The organism is Winogradskyella sp. A3E31 (genome assembly GCF_046720935.1).
Taxonomy (GTDB): domain Bacteria; phylum Bacteroidota; class Bacteroidia; order Flavobacteriales; family Flavobacteriaceae; genus Winogradskyella.
This window is the reverse complement of record NZ_JBHNWH010000007.1, coordinates 104,112-120,655: the sequence shown is the minus strand read 5'-3', so window position 1 is coordinate 120,655 and position 16,544 is coordinate 104,112. Positions and strand designations below refer to the sequence as shown.

The window sequence follows — 16,544 nt, the reverse complement described above, 5'->3', positions numbered from 1 at the left end:
ATGAGATTAGGAATTACAGATGCGGTAAAGCATTTAATTATTATAAATGTCATTATGTTCATCGGAACTATGGCTATAGGCGATGGACAACTCTTCAACAAGCTGTTCACTCTGTATTTTCCAAAGAATGATTTATTTCAGCCTTGGCAAATCATCACACACATGTTTATGCATGGCGGTCCTGCACATATACTCTTTAATATGTTTGCGTTATGGATGTTCGGAACACCAGTAGAGCAAAGACTAGGAACCAAAAAATTCTTATTCATTTATTTTTCTGCTGGTCTTGGGGCATTAGCCTTTCAATTGGGTTATTACTATGTTGATTTTTATTCTGAAATGCAAGTCATAGCTGACCTGAATTTAAGTGGCGAAATGTTAGATAAAATTTTAAATATAGATACTAGGCAAGGTGATTATCTGGTTGGAGAGAAATTGGGACAAGGGTTACAGCCTATCCTAAATGAATATGGGTATTCTACAAATATCAACCAAGAACAGTTTAGGGCATTATTTAATATGAATGCCATAACACGAAGTGCTATGGTTGGAGCCTCAGGTTGTATTATGGGGATTTTGGCGGCATTCGGGATGATGAACCCAGACGCCAAATTAATGTTGATATTTTTACCAATTCCGATTAAAGCTAAGTACTTTATCCCTGGAATCATTTTATTGGATATCATTTCTGCACTAACAGGTCAATCTTTCTTTAGTCCAAGCAATACGGCTTACATGGCTCACGTTGGTGGTGCGGTTATTGGCTTTTTAATTATGTGGTACTGGAAGAAAAATGACATGAACAAATACCGTTGGAATTAAATGGCACTATTAGACGATTTAAAATTTAAGTTCAATAATCTCGATGCTTTTGGTAAAATCATTGCCATCAATGCCATTGTATTTATTATAGACCTTTTGCTCACTAGCCTTTTTAAGTTAGGTAATGTCATGGGCTATTTTAAATTGCCTTCGGATCTATCTGAGTTTATTGTACAGCCATGGTCTATCATTACTTATGGATTTTTACATAGTGGATTTTTGCACATCATTTTCAATATGTTACTGTTATATTATTTGTCTCGATTGGCAATAAATCTATTTCGACAAAAGATGGTGCTCAATATTTATTTTTTGGGGATTATTTGTGGTGGTTTAGCGTATTTGCTGGTTGCTAATTTGTGGCCTACTGATTTTTTCGGTACTCGAGGAATACTTATTGGCGCATCTGCTGGCGTAAGTGCACTTTTGCTTTTTGTAGCGGCCTATATGCCAAATTCTGAAATTAGGCTTTTTAACATGTTTACCGTAAAATGGAAACATATTGCCATGGTATTTATAGGGTATGATTTATTTAAGATGTTGATGGGCTTTAATCAAGGAGGTTATGTCTCTCACTTTGGAGGATATCTGTTGGGTTACGTTTATGCTGTTCAATTGCAAAAAGGAACTGATATAGGTAAAGGATTTGAAAGATTAGCGGATAGTTTCGCCAATCTTTTTAAACCCAAATCGAAACTAAAAACGGTACATAAAAAGCCAAGGTCACAATCTAGAAGTTCAGCATCGCAAACTAAATCAGATTCTAAAACGTTAGATAAGCAAAAACAAATTGACGCCATACTCGATAAAATAAGCAAGAGTGGCTACGATAGTTTAACGGCAAAAGAAAAAGAATTTTTGTTTAAAGCAGGTAAAGATTAATGAAAGGCTTACGATTTTTTGAAAAAATCATCTTTGCTGTCAATACTTTGGCAGCTTTGCTTTTATTATGTTCTTACTTGTTGCCCTATGCATCACCTAAGAATTTTGCATTATTATCCGTTTTGAGTCTTGCTGTGCCACTGTTCATAATCCTTAACCTTTTGTTTTTATTGTTTTGGTTGCTTAAGGCTAAAAAACAATTATTGTTATCCTTGGTCGTGTTACTAATTGGTTTTAATCATGTGTTATCACTCTATAAGTTTACAGGGTCTAAATCTGTAGCGGACGATGCCAACTTTACAGTTATGAACTACAATGTACGGCTCTTTAATTTATTTGAGTGGTTGCCAAGCAAAACAGTGAAATCCGATATTTTAGAATTCGTAAAGCAAGAAAACCCAGATGTTTTATGTCTACAAGAGTATCATAAAAGCGATGATTTTAACCTTGAAGGCTATCAGGTATTTGAAAATTTATCTAAAAGTAAGGTGAAAAGTGGGCAAGCCATTTTTTCAAAATTTCCTATTGTGAATTCTGGTTCTGTGACTTTTCCAAACACCTCCAATAATGCTATTTATATCGATATTTTAAAAGGAGTGGATACCATTAGGGTGTACAACCTGCATTTACAATCTAATAAAATCAATCCAGAAGTTAGTGAGCTGGCAAAGGAGTCTTCCGAGAATCTAATAAAACGAGTTGGGAATACCTTTAAAATGCAACAAGAACAGGCTGAATTATTCTTAGCCCACCGTGCAAAATGCAAGTATAAAACCATAATTAGTGGTGATTTTAACAACACGGTGTATTCTTATATTCATAAAAAAATAAAAGGTGAAGCTAAGGATGCTTTTGCAAAGGCTGGCAATGGATTTGGACGTACATACGATTTTAAATTCTTCCCTGTGCGAATTGATTTTATTTTAGCAGACCCTGAATTTAAGGTGAATGGGTTTAAAACCTATGATGTAAAACTATCCGATCATTACCCTATAAAAGCGACGTTGAAGCTTGATTAATTTCACTACTTGTTTTCTGCTTTAGCTAAATTCGTCACTTCGAGTGAATTTTATGATTGGGAATGAATAAAATTTATATCGAGAAGTAGAATTTTAACTACCACTAGTATCTCGATACAATTCGCTTATGCGAATTACTCGAACTGACGTTAATATAATTGAAACTCACATCAACCCACAATCTGCAAAGTCAGCGATGATATGAATGACCAAGCCAATACCAATCCATCTTGTTTTTCTGAATAGAGTTAGAATACCATATAGCGGCATTGCATAATAGCTGTGTAACGGATGAAAATTAATGCTACATCGATTGGGGTCAAATATAGGATTAGCTAGAAGATGGTCTAAGTCTATAAATAATCCAGCGAGCATAATTAAATACGCTTTTAGCCATTGGTCTTTAAAAAAGAACAAAGCGACTAGTAAAGGTAATATAAAATGAATACCATAATGAATTAGAGTGCGCTCCATCAAAGATTCAGGTTTTGGCGCTCTAAATAAGATACTGAATTAGGTCCTTCATTAAATAATAAGTCTAAGATGCTTAGATTTTCAATAAAGCCATGCTTTTCAGTAAATACTTGAGTGTAAGTTTCAAATTGTAGCTCCGTCTTGATTTTAGGATTTGCAAGACCTCTAAAATCAATAGTGTTTTCAGGTCTTAATTCAAATTTTTTTGAAAATGAGAATTCTAAATTAACCTGAAGGCATTCGCAAAGGACTTCTAGGCACTTTAGATTGTAATCTAAGATAAAGTCATACTTTTGAGTGAACAAAGGCATTAATTCATCTTCATAGAATTCAAAAAACGGGGACATGTTGTAAGCCGTTTGTAAAGATTTTAAATGCTGACCTTGCCAATCTTCAGCATTGTAGATTTTTACATCTTTATAGAGTTGTCTGTCTTTTTGAGTATATGAAACTGGAACGGTCAAGGCAAGCTTTCCATTCGGGCCATATATTGCACATCGATTTCTATAGGTTTGCTTTTGGTAATTATCACAAACCTCAAACACAAGGTTCTCTGCTTGTAGCATGGCCGAAAAGTGACCAATGTTTGGCATGTACGTTGGGTGTACCAATGCCTTCATGACTTTACTATTGAGATTTAGCTTTTCTTCGTCTTCTCCAACGATTAAATATCGAAATTCCCAGAATGACCAACACAAAAGGAATAAAATACGAGGTACGCTCGCCCTCACCACTTGCTGTAGTGAAAATCCTATCCCATCTGAAACTCCAATTAGAAATGCCATCATTGATACCATCAATACTCATCCAAATAAAGACAGGCTTACCAATAACATGGTCAAAGGGAACAAAGCCCCAGTATCTAGAGTCAATGGAATTATTTCGGTTGTCACCCATCATCCAATAATAGTCTTTTTTAAAGGTATAAGAGTCAACCGCTTCACCATCAACAAAGACTTGATTGCCTTTTGCATAGGCTTTATGGCCTTCGTACTCTTGAATAAGACGCTTATAGATAGGAAGATTTTCAGCAGTTAGAGTAATGGAAGTCCCTGCCTTTGGTATATAAATTGGACCAAATTGATCTGTGTTCCAAGAGTAATTAGGATCTCTAGGAAAAATATTTCCGTACGTATCTTTTTGTTGAGGTACTCTTTTTATTGAAGCTACTTCAGGATGAACTCGTAATTTTTCAATAGCTTTATCTGAGGCTGCATTTACACGGAAAGAACCTGGTGTTAAGCCTCTGCTAATTGCATCATCTATATCGACTAATTCCATCACGTTCAGAATACGGTTTACATCAGCATCTGATTGTATCTCACGATTAAAAGTTACTTCATAAGCAAATTGCAGCTCAGCCCGATCTGGTAATTCATTGATCTCTCCATCGATATACACTCGGCCATCTCTAATCTCTAAAGTATCTCCAGGAATACCAACACAACGCTTAACAAGATTTGTCTTTTTATCAATGGGTTTATAGTAATTACGATCAGGATTGAAGTCATTCATGTCCCGAAGTGTATCAGCCGGCTGACCAAAAACGACATAATCATTACGTTCTATATCCTCAAAACCAGGTAACCTTAAGTAGGGGAGTTGAAGTTTGTTGACCCATGAGGTGTTTCGTTTTTCAAAATTATCATTGTATAGGTAGGACTTCTTTTTTAACACAGGTATGGTGTCGTGGACCATCGGTGCCGCAACTGTTGTCATTGGTACTCGTGCTCCATAATGGATTTTACTGACAATTAAAAAGTCACCGACTAATAAGGATTTTTCCAAAGATGATGAAGGAATCACAAAAGGTTGAAAAAAATAGGTGTGCACAATGGTGGCAGCGACAATAGCAAAAAGTATAGAGCTAATCCAATCTCCAGATGCTGTTTTAGGCTTTAACTCTCTGTTTTCAATGTAATTGACATCAGCGAAATAATTAAGGTAATAATTATAAAACCCTAAAGTAACAATGGCCAAGGCAGTATCTTTGTTTGAGTTTTTACCAAAACTTCTTGCGGTTTCTACCCATACCGCTGGTAGCATTATGAGATTGACAATGGGAAGAAAAATCAAAAGCGTCCAATACCATGGTCTATTGATAATTTTCATTAGAATAACGGCATTGTAAACTGGGATAAAGGCTTCCCAAGCTTGACGGCCTGCTTTAATATAAAGTTTCCAAGTCCCAAGTCCATGTATAACTTGTACGATTAAGAAAAAAATGAGCCATTGTGTCCAGGTCATAAGTTGATATTTAGTTTAAGTCAGCTTGCTTAATTATTTTGTAAGTATAAAACTATTGTAATTTGTTTCAAAATTTTGACAAATTAACCAATGTTTAAGACATCTTTCATAGTAAACACGCCTTTTTTTCCAATGAGCCATTCTGCAGCTACAACAGCACCAAGTGCAAAACCCTTGCGATTATGAGCTGTGTGCTTTATTGAGATGGAGTCCACTTCAGAATTATAATTAACCTCATGCGTGCCTGGTACATTTTCAATGCGTTTGGCTTCTATCTGTAACTCTTTAGCTTTTGGTTCATCTAGTGTCCATTTTGTGTATTCTGTATTTTCAATAACACCTTCTGCTAAAGTTATGGCTGTACCACTTGGCGCATCAAGTTTCTGGGTATGGTGGATTTCTTCGATATCTGCTTTGTAATCCTCATGCGTGCCAATGAGTTTTGCCAATAGGTTGTTGACTTCAAAAAATATATTAACTCCAAGGCTAAAATTTGAAGCATATATAAACGCTCCATCGTGAGAATTACAATAGTTGACCGCCTCATCATAGGAATCTAACCAACCAGTGGTCCCTGAAATTACTGGGATACCAGCATCTATTGCACTTTTAATATTTGAAACTGCCGCATCTGGTAAGCTAAAATCTATGGCAATGTCTGAGGAAGCTAAATCATTAGCTGAAAAAGGGTCATTGGTCTTAAATGAAATACTATGTCCTCTATCAATGGCAATCTGCTCAATCATCTTTCCCATTTTGCCGTAACCGAGTAGTGCTATATTCATATTAAAACTTAAAATTTAAGGTCAGTCCTAAGTCTGATGAGTTCTCCATTTCATTGTATTGTATGTGCGGTCTAATGGCCAAGTTTTCATCGACATTGTATTGTAATAAATGTGCATCTACATTGGCATCGATAATATTGAGTGCATAGATGCCAATTGTTACTAATAATGAAATGTCTTTATTTCGCCTAAACTGCCTTTGGGCTCTAATCAATCCATCATCAGAAATTTGAGGCGTAGTTCCTGGCCCATAAAATTCATCATCTGTAAACCCTGCTAATCGTCTTTTGTAGGCATCTCTATAGCGGTTTAATTGTTTAGTGTTAAAATCGTAGACCAATATGCCTCCGGTGATTCCTGCTATTACGATGGGTATTTTCCAGTATTTTTTATTGTACGCTTGTCCTAGTCCGGGCAGTACAGCAGAATAAAAGGCGGCTTTTGAAGGAGCCAAAGGATCAATTTCTTTTTTAGTCACGGCATTGTTTGTGACTTTAAAACCCTCAGGGATATCCGTAACAGTACTGTCTTTTTCAGTTTGGGCAAATGCCGAAATTAAAAATAGACATAAAAAAAAGGTGATGCCATTTCGCTTACTTAGCACGCTTAATAAGTTTTAGGATGCGATTAAAATCTTCTTCAGAATGAAAAGGGATACTGATTTTACCTGAGTCATTCTTTCCTACCTTAACGTCAATTTTATGTCCAAAGTATTGCGAAAACTCTTTGACTCCTTTCTTAATGTATTTAGGAGTTTCAGGTGGTGTAGCTTTAGTGCTACTTGTTGAGCCGTCAGTTAAACTTCTCACTAGAGCCTCTGTAGCTCTAACAGACAATTTATTACTGATTATCTTTTCGTAAACTTCAAGCTGATCTATTTGTTTTTCAATATTGATCATTGCCCGACCATGACCCATCGAGATAAAACCATCGCGCATTCCGGTTTGGATAATGGGGTCTAGTTTTAATAATCTTAAATAATTGGCAATGGTGGATCGCTTTTTACCAACACGCTCACTCATTTGCTCTTGCGTTAATTGAATCTCATCAATTAAGCGTTGGTAGGATAATGCAATCTCGATAGGATCTAAATCCTGACGTTGAATATTTTCCACTAAAGCCATTTCCAAAGATTCTTGGTCATTGGCTATTCGGATGTAGGCAGGAATCGTAGTGTTTCCAATAAGTTTAGATGCTCTAAAACGGCGTTCCCCAGAAACGAGCTGGTATTTATTAAATGCTAATTTACGAACCGTTATGGGCTGAATTACACCAAGCTCTCGGATAGACGACGCCAACTCACGGAGGGTTTCTTCATTAAAGTTAGTTCTTGGTTGAAAAGGGTTGATTTCAATATCCGTAATATCCAGCTCCACAATATTGCCGACGACTTTGTCTGCGTTTTTATCTTCAGCAGATTTAATATCATTTTCAGGGTCTTTCAACAATGCTGAAAGTCCGCGTCCCAAAGCCTGTTTTTTTGTTGCCTTTGCCATCAGTTACTGTTCTTTTTAATGAGCTCTTTTGCCAGGCTCAAATAATTAGATGCTCCCTTACTGCTCACGTCATAATTGATAATACTTTCTCCATAACTAGGGGCTTCTCCTAAACGCACATTTCGTTGAATGATTGTATCAAAGACCATGTCGCTAAAGTGTTTCTGAACTTCTTCTACCACTTGATTAGATAAACGAAGGCGAGAGTCGAACATGGTCAATAGCATGCCTTCAATATCCAGATTGGTATTATGGATTTTCTGAACACTTTTTATGGTATTCAACAGTTTTCCTAAACCTTCGAGTGCAAAATACTCGCACTGAATAGGAATGATCACCGAATCTGCAGCAGTTAGGGCATTTAGTGTTAATAAACCTAAAGACGGCGCACAATCTATAATGATATAATCGTAATCTTTTTTTAGATCTGTAATTGCTTTTTTGAGCATATACTCACGCTCATCCTTATCGACAAGCTCAATTTCTATAGCCACTAAATCAATATGGGCAGGGATAATATCAACATTAGGAGCGTTAGAAGCTACAATAGCATCCTTGGCCGAAACGGTGTGTTCCAAAACTTGATAAGACCCTATTTCTACACCTTCTACATCGAGACCAAGACCAGAACTGGCATTGGCTTGTGGATCAGCATCAATAAGTAGTACTTTTTTCTCTAACACCCCGAGAGAAGCGGCTAGGTTAACAGAAGTTGTTGTTTTGCCAACCCCTCCTTTTTGGTTTGCAATGGCAATAATTTTACCCATTAAATGATTTGGTTATTTAAAGGGTTAAAAATACGATTATTTATGGGGAATAAAAGTGAATTTGTTAACATTCAGTCAACAAAAGCACGCATGAAATAGTATAGGATTACTTATTCTTTTTGGCGCGAATCATTTGTTCTAACTGATCCCATAGCGATTCTGGAATGTCAGACAACATATTAAATTCTCCGGCACCTTTTAGCCATTCACCACCATCAATGGTGATTACCTCTCCATTAACATAGGCTGAAAAATCTGATACAAGATAGGCAGCGAGATTCGCTAACTCTTGATGCTCTCCAACACGGTTTAATGGCACTTTTTTCGCCATGTCAAACTTCTCCTGAAGGTCTCCAGGCATTAACCGGTCCCAAGCACCTTTGGTAGGGAAGGGGCCAGGTGCAATAGCATTAAAGCGCATGCCGTATTTTGCCCATTCTACAGCCAAACTCCGTGTCATAGCCAAGACTCCTGCTTTGGCAGCAGCACTTGGTACCACATAGCCAGAACCCGTCCAGGAATAGGTAGTGACGATATTGAGAACGTTGGTGTTGGTCTGTTTGGTGTCTATCCAATGTTTTCCAAATGCCAGGATGCAGTTTTTGGTACCTTTTAAAACAATGTCTATAATGACATCAAAGGCTCTAGGTGATAGGCGCTCTGTTGGCGAAATAAAATTACCAGCAGCATTATTAAGCAACACATCAATTTTACCAAATGCCTTAACGGCATCATCCCGCATGGCTTCAACCTGATGAAATTCCCTAACATCACATTGCAAAGGCAAACATTTACCAGCAGCTTGTCCAACCGTTTGCTGGGTAGACTCTTCGAGTTCTTTTGCGGTATTTTTAAGTTTGTCTAAGTCTCGTGATGTGATTGCGACATTAGCTCCCAACTCTAAAAAGTATTTGGTCATGGCTTTTCCCAAGCCACTGCCTCCACCTGTAACGACTATGGACTTTCCTTTAAGGGCGTCGTCTCTGAGCATTCTATCGGTATTTTTCATAAACTATTTACTTAAAGCTTTTAATATTCTTTTTTCATTAAGCACTATGTCTCGAAATAAAACATGTGGAAAAACATCAAACTTAGAGTCTTTAAAAGCATTGAATATGTTTGAAAGAGTAGAAGCTGTGACCAAGGATATATTCATCTCAATATCCATTTCACAATCTGTAATAAAATCATCGCTAAACTCAGGTGCTACCAGAAGAATTTTTACTATTCTCAGATTATTTTTAAGAGCTAAGTTTTGATATGATTTTAGTTGTCTTGAAACGGTGCTAAATTTGTTATATCCTCTTTCTTTTTGAGTTTTGCACTCTACAATAATTATTTCATCATTGCCTAAATCTAATAGGATATCCATTATATCCTTTCTGGTGTTCAAACGATTTTTAAAATCATCATCTACATTAAAACCTAATCCTTTAAAAATTATTTTAGTTAGCTCTTCAAACTTTATACCTAATTCACTTTCTTTAACAACGATACCATTGTCCTTAAGGGTGTTTAGGTTTCTGTATGCAACATTTTCGTAATTTTCTAAATATAGATTTTCAACGTCTTTATAATGTTCAAGAATATTTAATATATCATCACCTCTTTGTTTAATGCCGTGATCTTTGATGAATTTTGTTAGATCGCTTTTTGATATTAAATCTAAAATATCCCTTGGTTTAATATTATAATCCAGTAAATAATCAGCTATTAGAACAAATTCTTCCTGTAACTCAAATTGAGATTTAATCTCTTTATTTAATTTAGCTAATGATTGATTTAGTTCGGATAATAATTTTTCAAAACCATCTATAGAAATCCCAACTTTCTCATCAATTTCAACATGCTCAAAATGTTTTATTAAATTTTCAATTTTTTCGTCTAAAACACTACCCCTCAAGTTTTTTATTCCTAAGCCTTTTTCACATAATTCATTAAGTGTTCTCTTGCGTTCAGTTAAAGTGCTTTCGGGCTTATGGATTTCTTCCATTAATAGGTCGGTAAAAGAAACACCTTCTTTGATTATCTCTTCAATTTTTTTAGAATGTGATAAAGACCTATCTATATTATGATCTCTTGATATTTTATTTATAATTGGTGCTCTCAACAGTTTCAAAGTTCTTCTGTAGAATTTTTCAGCTACCTCCTTTTTGCGGACTTTACGTAAAAGACGAACCATTTCATCTGCAACATATATTGTGTTTTCTTTATTGGAATAAAAAATAACGCCAATACTTTTTAAATTCTTAATGACCTCTTGAATATCAAGTTTTTTGATGGGTAGAATAGAGTAATTAATAAGTTTGGCTTCCTCCTGAGAAAGTCCCAGTTGTTTTGATAAAGTTAGAATTATAGAAAGTTCATCTGATGTGATTTTTGAGTCTCTATTATTTTCAACATCGTTATAATATGCCGTATGAAGGCAACTTCTGTATATTTTGTAATCTCTTTTCCTTAAACTGCTTAAGTCAGATTTTGGATTTTCAAAACTTAAGTTTAATGCTTTTATTTTATTTTTTAGATTTTTTATTTCTGTTTCATATAACCTAGAGAACCAATCTTGTTTCATGATGCAGTTTCCATCTCTAATAATAATATCTATTAGTATGTCTAGTTGAGAGGTTATGTCTTGAAATTCACATTTCACATACTCTTGAAATTCATCAGAAGTCAACTCAAATATTTTGGCAATATTTTGATTATCCACTGATTTTAATCCCTTGTCGGATGATACAAGGATTTTGTCAATCTGCTTATAGTTTTTTGGGTTGTTATTGATTATGTTGTCAATAACTTTAATAAAGGAGTTTTTTTCAATTGATCCTAATTTGTCAAGGATGCTTTCTAATTTCATATTTTAAAGCTCATTAAAATTGGTTAAGCTCTAAAATAGTTAAAATAATTGGCATTAATTAATTGAAATTTAATCAATTAAAATTTCCAGGATTTGTATCGCAGCATCACTAATTTTAGTCCCTGGGCCAAACACAGCAACAGCGCCAGCATCAAATAAATACTGATAATCTTGCTTTGGGATTACTCCACCAACAATCACCATAATATCATCACGACCATAAGCTTTGAGTTCTTCGATGACTTGTGGTACCAAGGTCTTATGACCTGCTGCTAAAGAGGATACCCCGAGAATGTGGACATCATTTTCAACAGCTTGTTTTGCAGCTTCTTTTGGGGTTTGAAACAATGGGCCTATATCCACATCAAAACCAACATCAGCGTAACCTGTAGCGACTACTTTTGCGCCACGGTCATGTCCGTCTTGCCCCATTTTAGCAATCATAATACGAGGTCTTCGGCCGTCTTGTTCAGCAAACTGATCTGCCAATTCTCGTGCGCGTTTAAAACTGCTATCGTCTTTAATTTCCTTACTGTACACTCCGCTAAATGATTTTATTTGTGCCTTATAACGTCCGAATTCAGCTTCCAAGGCATCACTGATTTCACCTAAAGTTGCACGTTTACGTGCTGCATCTACAGCTAAAGCTAGTAAATTATCCTGACTTGTCTTTGCGGCTTCAGTCAATTTTGCCAAAGCTTTCTCGACATTTCCGTTATTTCGAGTGGACTTGATACGGTTTAGGCGTTCTATCTGTTGGTTGCGAACGGTTTGGTTGTCCACTTCTAAAGTCTGAATAGGATCTTCTTGGTCGAGACGGTATTTATTAACCCCGACAATGATATCCTGACCTGAGTCAATACGAGCTTGTTTGCGAGCTGCAGCTTCTTCTATCCGCAATTTTGGAATACCCGCCTCAATGGCTTTGGTCATACCACCGAGATCTTCTATTTCTTGTATCAAATCCCAAGCCTTGTGTGCAATATCATGGGTTAGTTTTTCAACATAATAACTGCCAGCCCAAGGGTCAACAGTTTTAGTGATTTGGGTTTCCTCTTGAAGATAAATTTGTGTGTTACGTGCAATACGAGCTGAAAAGTCTGTCGGTAAAGCAATAGCTTCATCCAAGGCATTGGTGTGCAAACTCTGTGTGCCACCGAAGGCTGCAGCGGAAGCTTCTATACAGGTTCTCGCCACATTATTAAAAGGGTCTTGTTCTGTTAAGCTCCAGCCCGACGTTTGGCAATGTGTACGCAATGCTAATGATTTTTCATTTTTTGGATTGAATTGTTTTACCAATTTCGCCCATAACATACGCGCTGCACGCATTTTGGCAATTTCCATAAAATGATTCATGCCAATAGCCCAAAAGAATGAGAGGCGAGGGGCAAAGGTGTCGATATCCATGCCTGCCTGCAACCCTTTTCTTATATATTCTAAGCCATCCGCTAAGGTATAGGCTAATTCAATATCGCAGGTGGCACCAGCTTCTTGCATGTGGTAACCAGAAATACTGATACTATTGAATTTCGGCATGTTTTTGCTCGTGTATTCAAAAATATCTGAAATGATTTTCATAGATGGGGTTGGTGGATAGATGTATGTGTTGCGTACCATGAACTCCTTTAGAATATCATTCTGGATGGTTCCTGTTAATTGTTCTGGTTTTACTCCTTGCTCTTCAGCAGCGACGATATAAAACGCCATAATTGGTAACACAGCACCGTTCATAGTCATGGAGACTGACATTTTATCTAATGGAATCTGGTCGAACAATAGTTTCATGTCCTCAACAGAATCAATGGCAACACCCGCTTTACCAACATCGCCAACCACACGCTCATGATCGGAATCATAGCCTCTGTGGGTCGCTAAATCGAAAGCAACGGACAAGCCTTTTTGACCTGCTGCAAGATTACGTCTATAAAAGGCGTTGCTTTCTTCGGCAGTTGAAAAGCCTGCGTATTGACGAATTGTCCAAGGTCGTCGGACATACATTGTGGAGTAAGGTCCACGTAGGTTTGGTGCAATGCCAGCAACGAAGTCCAAATGCTCTAAGCCTTTTATATCTTCCTTAGAATAGGAGGGTTTAACCAAAATGTCTTCAGCCGTGTTGGCTTTTGAGTTTTGGTGTTCTGCTTCGGGCTTTGTACTTCTAGCCTCCGTCTTTAGTGTTATATGTTGAAGATTTTTTCTACCCATTAAAAGACCATCTTTTCGAGATAAGGATCAAAATCAACTTGAATAGGTGTTGATAATTGAATTAATACCGTTTTGTCATTAGAAGAAATAAAGTAGGCCGTTTGATAGGATTCTCGATCTGATTTTAAATCTTCAATTTTGAATATTGCTTTAAATACTTGAGCCAATCCACTGTCATTATATTTGGCTGTGACTTTGGATATTTTGACTTTTCGATTCTCGGTTGCCTTTTCTTGATTTTCACGAATAAGTGCTAAAAGGTTGGTAGCATCTTTTCGGGAAATAGGATTGTATGGAATTGCATTTGCAGTATAGGTGGAGTAACTTTCCTTGTCGAAAAAGATGTAAAAATTGCCATCCATATTTCGTAATGTTCGCAGTCGATCTAATTCTGGCTTACGATCTTTTTTTGGCAAAACTTCGTTGATTGTTTTTTCATATTCTGCTGCTGAAAACCGCTCAAATGATTCTGGTAAAACAATCTTAATACCATCATCATTTAGGTAATGTGTGTTACCTTCAACGGAGGAAACGTTCTCTGTTGTTGTCCAGCTACTCAATTCTTTTTCTACATCTTTACAAGAGGTGTAAAAAAGAGCAAAAATTGCTAAAAAAGCTACTATAGATTTTTTCAATACCATGTTTTATTCTTCTTTTAATCTATTGATTTCCAATTTTTCTGATATTCTTATTTCAATTATTGGTTCAATTAATGTTTTTCTTTTCTTTTTTTCTAAAAATGGTGACTTTTCTAAGTCATTTTTCATTTTATCATCAGGATTTGGATGTTTATTTGTTCCCAAAAGTGTCAGCTTTCCTGCATCAAAATCGGCTTGTTCCTTAGCTGCGCTCTCCTTAATTTTTCGTTGAATTGTACCTTCTTTTAATTGGCTTAAAAAGCCTCCCGAAGTTTCAATGGTTTTAAAAATATCTAGTGCTTTTTCTGCTAATTCTTGAGTTAGATTTTCAATATAATAACTCCCATCGGAAGGATTATTAACGAGGTCGAAATAGCTTTCGTGTTTTAAAACCAATAACTGATTTCTAGATATGCGTTCTCCAAATTCATTCGACTTATGATACAATACATCGTATGGTAAATTGTGAATTGTATTTGCACCACCTAATATGGCACTCATACATTCAGTGGTTGTGCGCAACATGTTGGTGTTATAATCATAAATGGTCTTATTGCGTTTGCTTGGGGTTGCAATTATTTGACATTCTTCGTTGACACCATATTCTGAAGCCAATGATGCCCATAGTTGTCGTAGTGTTTTAAGTTTGGCTATCTCGAAGAAGTAGTTTGAGCCTACCGCGACATTAAAAGTAACCTGTAGTGTTTGTTTAGTGTCGCTACCAATGATTGCATCTAGATGATTGAGGTATTCATTGGCATGGGCTAAACCGTAAGCCAATTGTTGCACCATAGTTGCCCCTGCATTTTGATATAAGCCCATATCTATACTCAGCTGGTTGGTTTGCTTAACAATAGACTCAAAGCTTGAATGATCTTCTTTTAAGTTGGAGAACCAATTCCCTGTTTTGGCTAGGTTGCCGATGATATCTGTGTGTAAGAAGATTTGGTCATGAGATTTCGCGCTACCGTTCGAAATGACAAAAGTATTATTTAAAAGACCCTCAGAAATAAAATCACATTTAAGATGAATGGGAATTGTTATTGGGTCAATGTTCTGAAGCAGTTCCTCTATATTAACAGTTTCAGACGGCACATGAAATATAATACTTTCTGCACCACGATTAATGGCATCCCTTGCTGTTACATTAGCTTTGTTAGCATCTAGAACTTCAATGTATTGCCCGACTTTCCAGCTGGTTGCTTCTATATTTGAAACCTCAGGAAGGGTTTCAAAATCTTCTGAATGGTAAAATGGTTTAACGTCAACTCCTTCTCTTGACTGCCAAATTAAGGTGTCATTATAGTCCGCACCTTTAAGGTCGTATTGTATTTTTTGTTTCCAGGCTTTTGAAGATACAGGCTGAAACTCATTAAACAACGGCTTACTCATTATCTTCTTTGGTTTTAGTGCTGTCTTCGTATTCTATAATATAAATATCTTCGTTTGGTTTCTTCATATAGTAGGTTTCACGAGCCATTTTTTCTAGTCCTTCTTCCGTGGTAAGCTCGTCAATAGACTTTTTGTCTTTCTTCATTTCGCTTTTATAGTAGGCCTTCTCATTTTCGAGACTTTCAATGTCTTTATTAAGATCGTGGTGCAAGAGCCAAGAATGCGCATCAAAAAACAGCATCCATATAGCAAAACCGATAAGGCTCAACACATAAATGTTCTTAAAGGGTTTTAGATATTTTTTATTCCATTTAGCCATTACAAGCGTTCGTTTATAATTGTTCTTACAATATCAACTGCTACTGTATTGTATTTATTATTTGGGATGATGATATCTGCATATTCTTTCATGGGTTCAATAAATTGCTGGTGCATTGGCTTTAATGTTGTCTGGTAACGTGTTAAGACTTCATCAATGTCTCGACCTCTTTCAGAAATATCACGCTTTAAACGCCTTATAAGACGCTCGTCACTATCAGCATGCACAAATATCTTAATGTCGAATAAATCCCTGATTTCTGGATTTGTTAGTATCAAGATACCTTCAACAATAACAACCTTTCTTGGCTTGGTCAATATTGTATCGCCTGTTCGGTTATGTTTAACAAAAGAATAGACAGGCTGCTCAATAGTATTGCCTTTTTTGAGCTCGCCAAGATGTTCTGCTAATAGGTCGAAATCTATGGAACGAGGATGATCGAAATTAATTTTTACACGTTCGTCATAACTAAGGTGAGACGTGTCTTTATAATAGGAGTCTTGCGAGATGACTACAACTTGCCCTTCTGGGAGTTCATCGACAATAGTATTGACAACCGTGGTCTTACCACAACCTGTACCACCAGCAATTCCGATAATTAGCATGAATTGTTGTTTAAATTATAAGGTACAAATTTAACTAAT

General features: G+C 36.3%; 17 protein-coding genes. 4 read left to right on the top strand and 13 right to left on the bottom strand.

Features of this window, described 5'->3' with window-relative positions:
* Genes ACFEMA_RS10190 through ACFEMA_RS10180 form a run of 3 tightly spaced genes read left to right on the top strand, consistent with a single transcriptional unit; the run spans window position 1 to window position 2,723 of the window.
* Entirely contained in the window at window positions 1-822 is an 822-nt protein-coding gene (locus ACFEMA_RS10190; protein ID WP_411768091.1) for a rhomboid family intramembrane serine protease, read from the top strand.
* A complete protein-coding gene (locus ACFEMA_RS10185) occupies window positions 823-1,704 on the top strand; it encodes a rhomboid family intramembrane serine protease (protein ID WP_411768090.1) in 882 nt (293 codons plus the stop codon).
* Window positions 1,704-2,723, top strand: coding sequence for an endonuclease/exonuclease/phosphatase family protein (locus tag ACFEMA_RS10180; protein WP_411768089.1), 1,020 nt, complete (start codon window positions 1,704-1,706; stop codon window positions 2,721-2,723). Before ACFEMA_RS10185 ends, ACFEMA_RS10180 begins: the two co-directional genes overlap by 1 nt.
* Before the next feature lie 165 nt (window positions 2,724-2,888).
* Here the strand turns inward: ACFEMA_RS10180 and ACFEMA_RS10175 are convergent, their stop codons facing one another.
* The 10 genes from ACFEMA_RS10175 to scpA form a co-directional block, all read right to left on the bottom strand.
* The gene (locus ACFEMA_RS10175; RefSeq protein WP_411768088.1) at window positions 2,889-3,197 is read right to left on the bottom strand and encodes a DUF6122 family protein; all 309 of its coding nucleotides are present in this window, start codon (window positions 3,195-3,197) and stop codon (window positions 2,889-2,891) included.
* On the bottom strand, window positions 3,197-3,817 hold the full coding sequence (locus ACFEMA_RS10170; protein ID WP_411768087.1) for a WbqC family protein: 621 nt from the start codon (window positions 3,815-3,817) through the stop codon (window positions 3,197-3,199). Before ACFEMA_RS10170 ends, ACFEMA_RS10175 begins: the two co-directional genes overlap by 1 nt.
* A gap of 7 nt (window positions 3,818-3,824) precedes the next feature.
* Window positions 3,825-5,444, bottom strand: coding sequence for a signal peptidase I (lepB, locus tag ACFEMA_RS10165; protein ID WP_411768086.1), 1,620 nt, complete (start codon window positions 5,442-5,444; stop codon window positions 3,825-3,827).
* An 83-nt stretch (window positions 5,445-5,527) separates the two neighbouring features.
* Window positions 5,528-6,229, bottom strand: a complete 702-nt coding sequence (gene dapB / locus ACFEMA_RS10160) for a 4-hydroxy-tetrahydrodipicolinate reductase (protein WP_411768085.1) — start codon at window positions 6,227-6,229, stop codon at window positions 5,528-5,530.
* A gap of 1 nt (window position 6,230) precedes the next feature.
* Complete coding sequence (locus ACFEMA_RS10155; protein WP_411768084.1) at window positions 6,231-6,833, bottom strand: DUF5683 domain-containing protein; 603 nt, start codon at window positions 6,831-6,833, stop codon at window positions 6,231-6,233.
* Window positions 6,823-7,725, bottom strand: a complete 903-nt coding sequence (locus ACFEMA_RS10150; RefSeq protein WP_411768083.1) for a ParB/RepB/Spo0J family partition protein — start codon at window positions 7,723-7,725, stop codon at window positions 6,823-6,825. The genes ACFEMA_RS10155 and ACFEMA_RS10150 overlap by 11 nt, the downstream gene beginning before the upstream one ends.
* Window positions 7,725-8,492: a ParA family protein gene (locus tag ACFEMA_RS10145; RefSeq protein WP_411768082.1), complete on the bottom strand. Its 768-nt coding sequence runs from the start codon at window positions 8,490-8,492 to the stop codon at window positions 7,725-7,727. Before ACFEMA_RS10145 ends, ACFEMA_RS10150 begins: the two co-directional genes overlap by 1 nt.
* Before the next feature lie 106 nt (window positions 8,493-8,598).
* Window positions 8,599-9,501: an SDR family oxidoreductase gene (locus ACFEMA_RS10140; RefSeq protein WP_411768081.1), complete on the bottom strand. Its 903-nt coding sequence runs from the start codon at window positions 9,499-9,501 to the stop codon at window positions 8,599-8,601.
* 3 nt (window positions 9,502-9,504) lie between these two features.
* On the bottom strand, window positions 9,505-11,349 hold the full coding sequence (locus ACFEMA_RS10135) for a hypothetical protein (protein WP_411768080.1): 1,845 nt from the start codon (window positions 11,347-11,349) through the stop codon (window positions 9,505-9,507).
* A 69-nt stretch (window positions 11,350-11,418) separates the two neighbouring features.
* Window positions 11,419-13,551, bottom strand: coding sequence for a methylmalonyl-CoA mutase (gene scpA, locus ACFEMA_RS10130; protein ID WP_411768079.1), 2,133 nt, complete (start codon window positions 13,549-13,551; stop codon window positions 11,419-11,421).
* Window positions 13,552-13,978: 427 nt separating this feature from the next.
* On the opposite strand from scpA, the gene ACFEMA_RS10125 reads away from it, so the two are divergent.
* Window positions 13,979-14,038, top strand: coding sequence for a hypothetical protein (locus tag ACFEMA_RS10125; RefSeq protein WP_411768210.1), 60 nt, complete (start codon window positions 13,979-13,981; stop codon window positions 14,036-14,038).
* Window positions 14,039-14,195: 157 nt separating this feature from the next.
* Here ACFEMA_RS10125 and ACFEMA_RS10120 read toward each other — a convergent pair whose 3' ends face one another.
* The 3 genes from ACFEMA_RS10120 to udk are packed head-to-tail and all read right to left on the bottom strand — an operon-like array spanning window position 14,196 to window position 16,505.
* Entirely contained in the window at window positions 14,196-15,581 is a 1,386-nt protein-coding gene (locus ACFEMA_RS10120; RefSeq protein ID WP_411768078.1) for a methylmalonyl-CoA mutase subunit beta, read from the bottom strand.
* A complete protein-coding gene (locus tag ACFEMA_RS10115; protein ID WP_411768077.1) occupies window positions 15,574-15,900 on the bottom strand; it encodes an FtsB family cell division protein in 327 nt (108 codons plus the stop codon). The genes ACFEMA_RS10120 and ACFEMA_RS10115 overlap by 8 nt, the downstream gene beginning before the upstream one ends.
* Complete coding sequence (gene udk / locus ACFEMA_RS10110) at window positions 15,900-16,505, bottom strand: uridine kinase (RefSeq protein ID WP_411768076.1); 606 nt, start codon at window positions 16,503-16,505, stop codon at window positions 15,900-15,902. The genes ACFEMA_RS10115 and udk overlap by 1 nt, the downstream gene beginning before the upstream one ends.
* Window positions 16,506-16,544 lie beyond the last annotated feature (39 nt).